We start from the raw sequence: 4,857 nt of genomic DNA on the forward strand, positions 1-4,857 counted from the left end.
CGGAGGAGCCGGCGCTGGGCGAACCGGTAGCCGGCCCGCGCAGCGAGAGCGAGGAGTGGTACACGCGCGCCGCTGACCAGGGCCACCGGCGGGCCCAGGTCCGGGTCGGCATGCTGGCCGCCGGCCGCGGCGACCTGGCGACCGCGGCCCGCTGGTACCGGGAGGCGGCCGAGGCGGGCTCCCGCAACGGCGCCTTCAACCTCGGCCTGCTGCTGGCCCGCGAGGGCAACGAGCCCGAGGCGGCGCTGTGGTGGACCCGCGCGGCGGTGGCCGGCCACGGCCGCGCCGCCCTGCGCCTGGGCCTCCTGGCAGCCCGCCACGGCGACCTGTCCGAGGGCCAGAAGTGGTGCGCCCGCGCCATGGAACTCGGCCCGGCCGAGGTCGCCGAACGCGCCGCCCGCCTCCGCGAGGCCCTGGCGGAGGAACTCTCCGTCTAGCCACCCGGCTCGTCCGCCGGCCGCCCCGGACAGAGCCCTCCGCCTGGCCTCGGGCCCGCCCGCCGGCCGGGCCCGGGACGCTCGCCCGTTAAGCGATTTGCATGTGTCGGGGGGAGTCACGTAACGTTGGGTTCACCGACGCGGGGTGGAGCAGCTCGGTAGCTCGCTGGGCTCATAACCCAGAGGTCGCAGGTTCAAATCCTGTCCCCGCTACTGAAGCCGAAGGCCCGGATCCTCCAGGATCCGGGCCTTCGGTGTTTTTGCATGCGACGGCGGCGCCGGGACGGCGAGAAGGGCGGGGGTCGTCGACCCCCGCCCTTCTCGTATGCCGTGTGCGTGCCGTGTGCGTGCCGCTACGCTCCCGCGCAGTTCGGGCAGATTCCGCGGTACGTGACCTCGACGCCCTCGACCGTGAAGCCGAAGCGCTCCGAGTCGGGGAGGTCGGCCAGCGGGTTGCCGGCGGGGTGCACGTCGCGGATCGCGCCGCACTGGGCGCAGACCAGGTGGTGGTGGGGGCGGTGTGCGTTCGGGTCGTACCGCTTGGCGCGGCGGTCGGTGGAGACCTCCAGGACCTCACCGAGGGAGACGAGCTCGCCGAGGGTGTTGTAGACGGTCGCGCGGGAGATCTCGGGCAGCTTGGCCGCCGCGCGCGCGTGGACCTCGTCGGCCGTCAGGTGCACGTGGTCACCGTCGAGCACCTCGGCCACGACGCGCCGCTGTGCGGTCATGCGCCAGCCGCGTCCGCGAAGTCGTTCCAGCAGGTCACTCATACGCGTCAGGGTAGCAGCGTGCGACCGCGTGTAGATCCCGAAAGCATATGGAATTGGATGCCTGCTTGACCTAGACTAAGTCCAATGTAGGATCGGTTACGGCAAACAGCCGCCGCAGGACATGCACGGCAATGACGCAGGAGGCGCACGTGACGCAGGGACCGCTGACCACCGAGGCCGGCGCGCCGGTCGCCGACAACCAGAACAGCGAGACCGCGGGCGTCGGGGGTCCGGTTCTCGTCCAGGACCAGCTCCTGCTGGAGAAGCTCGCCCACTTCAACCGCGAGCGGATCCCGGAGCGGGTCGTGCACGCCCGCGGCGCCGGCGCCTACGGCACCTTCACCGTGACGGCGGACGTCACCCGGTACACCCGCGCCGCGTTCCTCTCCGAGGTCGGCAAGCAGACCGAAACGTTCCTGCGCTTCTCGACCGTCGCGGGCAACCTCGGTGCGGCCGACGCGGTGCGCGACCCCCGCGGCTGGGCGCTGAAGTTCTACACCGAAGAGGGCAACTACGACCTCGTCGGCAACAACACCCCGGTGTTCTTCATCAAGGACGCCATCAAGTTCCCGGACTTCATCCACACCCAGAAGCGCGACCCGTACACCGGCTCGACCGAGGCGGACAACGTCTGGGACTTCTGGAGCCTGTCGCCCGAGTCCACCCACCAGGTGACCTGGCTGTTCGGCGACCGCGGCATCCCGGCCTCGTACCGCCACATGAACGGCTACGGCTCGCACACCTTCCAGTGGAACAACGAGGCGGGCGAGGTCTTCTGGGTCAAGTACCACTTCAAGACCGACCAGGGGATCCGGAACCTCACGCAGGAGGAGGCCGACAAGCTCGCCGGTGAGGACCCCGACTCCCACCAGCGCGACCTGCGCGAGGCCATCGAGCGCGGCGACTTCCCGAGCTGGACCGTGCAGGTCCAGATCATGCCCGCGGCGGACGCGGCGACCTACCGCTTCAACCCGTTCGACCTCACCAAGGTGTGGCCGCACGAGGACTACCCGCCGATCGAGATCGGCAAGCTGGAGCTCAACCGCAACCCGGAGAACATCTTCGCCGAGGTCGAGCAGTCGGTCTTCAGCCCGGCGCACTTCGTGCCCGGCATCGGCCCGTCCCCGGACAAGATGCTCCAGGGTCGCCTCTTCGCCTACGGCGACGCGCACCGCTACCGCGTCGGCATCAACGCCGACCACCTGCCGGTGAACCGCCCGCACGCCACCGAGGCGCGCACCAACTCCCGTGACGGCTTCCTCTACGACGGCCGCCACAAGGGCGCGAAGAACTACGAGCCGAACTCCTTCGGCGGCCCGCAGCAGACCGGCCGCCCGCTGTGGCAGCCGGTCCCGGTCGCCGGCGGCACGGGCAACCACGCGGCCCCGGTCCACGCCGAGGACGACGACTTCGTGCAGGCGGGCAACCTCTACCGCCTGATGTCGGAGGACGAGCAGGGCCGCCTGGTCGCGAACCTGGCAGGCTTCATCGCCAAGGTCTCGCGCGACGACATCGCCGAGCGGGCGATCGACAACTTCCGCCAGGCGGACGCTGACTTCGGCAAGCGGCTGGAGGCCGCGGTCCAGGCCCTGCGCGGCTGACACCCTTTGCGGCTAGGGCCGGACAGGCCCTGAACCGCCGCCGCTCTCGCGGATGTGGTTGCTCGCCGTAGGGGTATCTCAATTGATGGTTGCTCGCCGAGGGTCGACGGGCCGGACCTGATCACTGGGTCCGGCCCGTCGGCGTACGCGGGCGTGCTCAGGCGGATACGGACGGAGCCGTACGCCGGGCCGGTACCCAGCAGCGGATGATGTCGCGCACGGAGACGATCCCGACCGGTCCGCCGTGCTCCAGCACGATCAGGTGCCGGAAGCCGCCGTGTGCCATGGCCTCGGCGGCCTCCTGCAAGGTGGCGTCGGGGGTGCAGAACACCACGTTGTTCGTGGTGTGCGCACCCACGCTCTCGCGGTCGGGGTCGTGCCCCGCACCGATGGAGTTGAGGATGTCGCGCTCGGTCAGGATGCCGATGCCGCTGTGGTCGGGGTCGAGGACCACGGCCGCGCCGACGCGCCGGCCGGACATCAGGCTCGCGGCCTGTCGGAGGGTGTGGGCGGGTCCGAGGGTGAGGATCAGGGTGCTCATGGCGTCGCGTACGAGCATGAAGAGAGCCACCTCCTGGATGGGGCCCCGCTCGGGCGGAGCGCCTGGTGACCTGGTGAACGCATTCACAAGCGCACAAGCGGGGCATTGTCAGATTCCCACGGCTTCACAGGGTCATCAAGGGTGCGCGCTACGTGTTCCTCCGGCCGTAACGGGGCGCCCCGGCGCCCCCGGCCGTAACGGGGTCGCTCCGGCGCGGCGACCCCGCCCGGGCGGTCAGGCCGTGCGGCCCAGGTAGGCCAGCATCTCGTCGTGGAGCAGGGCGTTCGAGGCGGCGGCGTTCCCGCCGTGCACGCCGTCCACCCCGTCCAGGCTGGTGAAGCGGCCGCCGGCCTCGGTGACGACGATCGCGATGGCGGCCATGTCCCACAGGTTCAGCTCCGGCTCCGCACACAGGTCCAGCGCGCCCTCGGCGACCATCATGTACGGCCAGAAGTCGCCGTAGGCACGCGTGCGCCAGCACGCCCGGGTGAGGTCGAGGAAGCCGGGCAGCCGGCCCTGCTCCTCCCACCCGCCCAGCGAGGAGTACGCGAACGAGGCGTCGGCCAGGGTGGCCACCTTCGAGACGCCGATCCGGGACTCCTCGGCCAGGCTGCCGCCGGCGTACGCGCCGCCGCCCTCGGTGGCCCACCAGCGGCGGCCGAGCGCCGGGGCGGAGACGACGCCGACGACCGGACGGAACCGGCCGTCCTCGTCCTCCTCCATCAGGGAGATCAGCGTGGCCCAGACCGGAACCCCGCGCACGTAGTTCTTCGTACCGTCGATCGGGTCGACGACCCAGCGCCGGGGGCCGCTGCCGACCAGCCCGTACTCCTCGCCCAGGATCGCGTCGTCCGGCCGGTGCTCCTTCAGCAGGGCCCGGATCGCCTGCTCCGTGGCGGTGTCGGCCTCGCTCACCGGGGTCATGTCCGGCTTGGTCTCCACCTTCAGGTCGAGGGCCCGGAAGCGGGCCGTGGTGACCTCGTCGGCGGCGTCGGCGAGTGCGTGGGCAAGGCGCAGATCATCGTCATAGTCGGGCATGGCCGAACAGTATCCGGACCGAACCGGCCGTACCACACGGCCCGTCTTGACAGCCGGACCGGCCCCGTCAACGCTGGCGGGAACGTCACTGGCTGGGAGGCGGAAGATGCCGGCAGCGCGGGAGTCCTTGCTGGAGGCGGCGGGCGCGGCGCTGGCGGCCCGCCCCTGGCCGGCCGTGCGCATGGTGGACGTCGCGGCGGCCGCCGGGGTGTCCCGGCAGACCCTCTACAACGAGTTCGGCGGCAAGCAGGGGCTCGGCCGCGCGCTGGTCCGCCGGGAGACCGACCGGTACCTCGACGGGGTCGACCGCGCCCTGGACTCGCCGGCGCCGCCCGCCGAACGGCTCGCGGCCCTCGCCGACCCGTCTCTTATACCCATCTGACGCTGCCGACTATCTTTCGCGTCAATCTCACGTAGCACGTGCTGCGATAGACACATCTAACTCTACTGCAATATGCCACTAGCGATAC

5 protein-coding genes, 1 tRNA gene and 1 pseudogene are annotated in these 4,857 nt (G+C 71.1%); 4 read left to right on the plus strand and 3 right to left on the minus strand.

Translation table 11 applies throughout. The annotated features are described in order from the left end of the window. Together GPJ59_RS33520 and GPJ59_RS33525 are read left to right on the plus strand one after the other, a co-directional pair. The coding region (locus tag GPJ59_RS33520; RefSeq protein ID WP_374200989.1) for a tetratricopeptide repeat protein at positions 1-437 on the plus strand (437 nt) is incomplete at its 5' end. Between the two features lie 139 nt (positions 438-576). Further along, positions 577-650: transfer RNA gene (locus tag GPJ59_RS33525), tRNA-Met, on the plus strand. A gap of 140 nt (positions 651-790) precedes the next feature. Here GPJ59_RS33525 and GPJ59_RS33530 read toward each other — a convergent pair. Beyond that, the gene (locus GPJ59_RS33530; RefSeq protein WP_219671684.1) at positions 791-1,207 is read right to left on the minus strand and encodes a Fur family transcriptional regulator; all 417 of its coding nucleotides are present in this window, start codon (positions 1,205-1,207) and stop codon (positions 791-793) included. A gap of 149 nt (positions 1,208-1,356) precedes the next feature. Here GPJ59_RS33530 and GPJ59_RS33535 point away from each other — a divergent pair, with 149 nt between their 5' ends. Next, a complete protein-coding gene (locus GPJ59_RS33535) occupies positions 1,357-2,808 on the plus strand; it encodes a catalase (protein WP_219671685.1) in 1,452 nt (483 codons plus the stop codon). A 157-nt stretch (positions 2,809-2,965) separates the two neighbouring features. Here the strand turns inward: GPJ59_RS33535 and GPJ59_RS33540 are convergent, their stop codons facing one another. Both GPJ59_RS33540 and hisN read right to left on the minus strand, forming a co-directional pair. Beyond that, positions 2,966-3,367 (minus strand): CBS domain-containing protein, encoded by a 402-nt coding sequence (locus GPJ59_RS33540; RefSeq protein ID WP_219671695.1) that lies wholly within the window; start codon positions 3,365-3,367, stop codon positions 2,966-2,968. 216 nt (positions 3,368-3,583) lie between these two features. After that, complete coding sequence (hisN, locus tag GPJ59_RS33545; RefSeq protein WP_219671692.1) at positions 3,584-4,387, minus strand: histidinol-phosphatase; 804 nt, start codon at positions 4,385-4,387, stop codon at positions 3,584-3,586. A gap of 106 nt (positions 4,388-4,493) precedes the next feature. Between hisN and GPJ59_RS33550 the strand changes: the two are divergent. Beyond that, positions 4,494-4,748, plus strand: a pseudogene (locus GPJ59_RS33550) (TetR/AcrR family transcriptional regulator); the annotation flags it as partial. Positions 4,749-4,857: the final 109 nt, after the last annotated feature.

Origin of the sequence: Streptomyces bambusae, from assembly GCF_019400985.1 — a bacterium.
GTDB classification, from domain to species: domain Bacteria; phylum Actinomycetota; class Actinomycetes; order Streptomycetales; family Streptomycetaceae; genus Streptomyces; species Streptomyces bambusae_A.

What these genes read in the sequence shown, in the direction of transcription:
- GPJ59_RS33540 (WP_219671695.1), bottom strand. Translation starts at nt 3,367, where the DNA reads ATGCTCGTACGCGACGCCATGAGCACCCTGATCCTCACCCTCGGACCC.
- hisN (WP_219671692.1), bottom strand. Translation starts at nt 4,387, where the DNA reads ATGCCCGACTATGACGATGATCTGCGCCTTGCCCACGCACTCGCCGAC.
- GPJ59_RS33530 (WP_219671684.1), bottom strand. Translation starts at nt 1,207, where the DNA reads ATGAGTGACCTGCTGGAACGACTTCGCGGACGCGGCTGGCGCATGACC.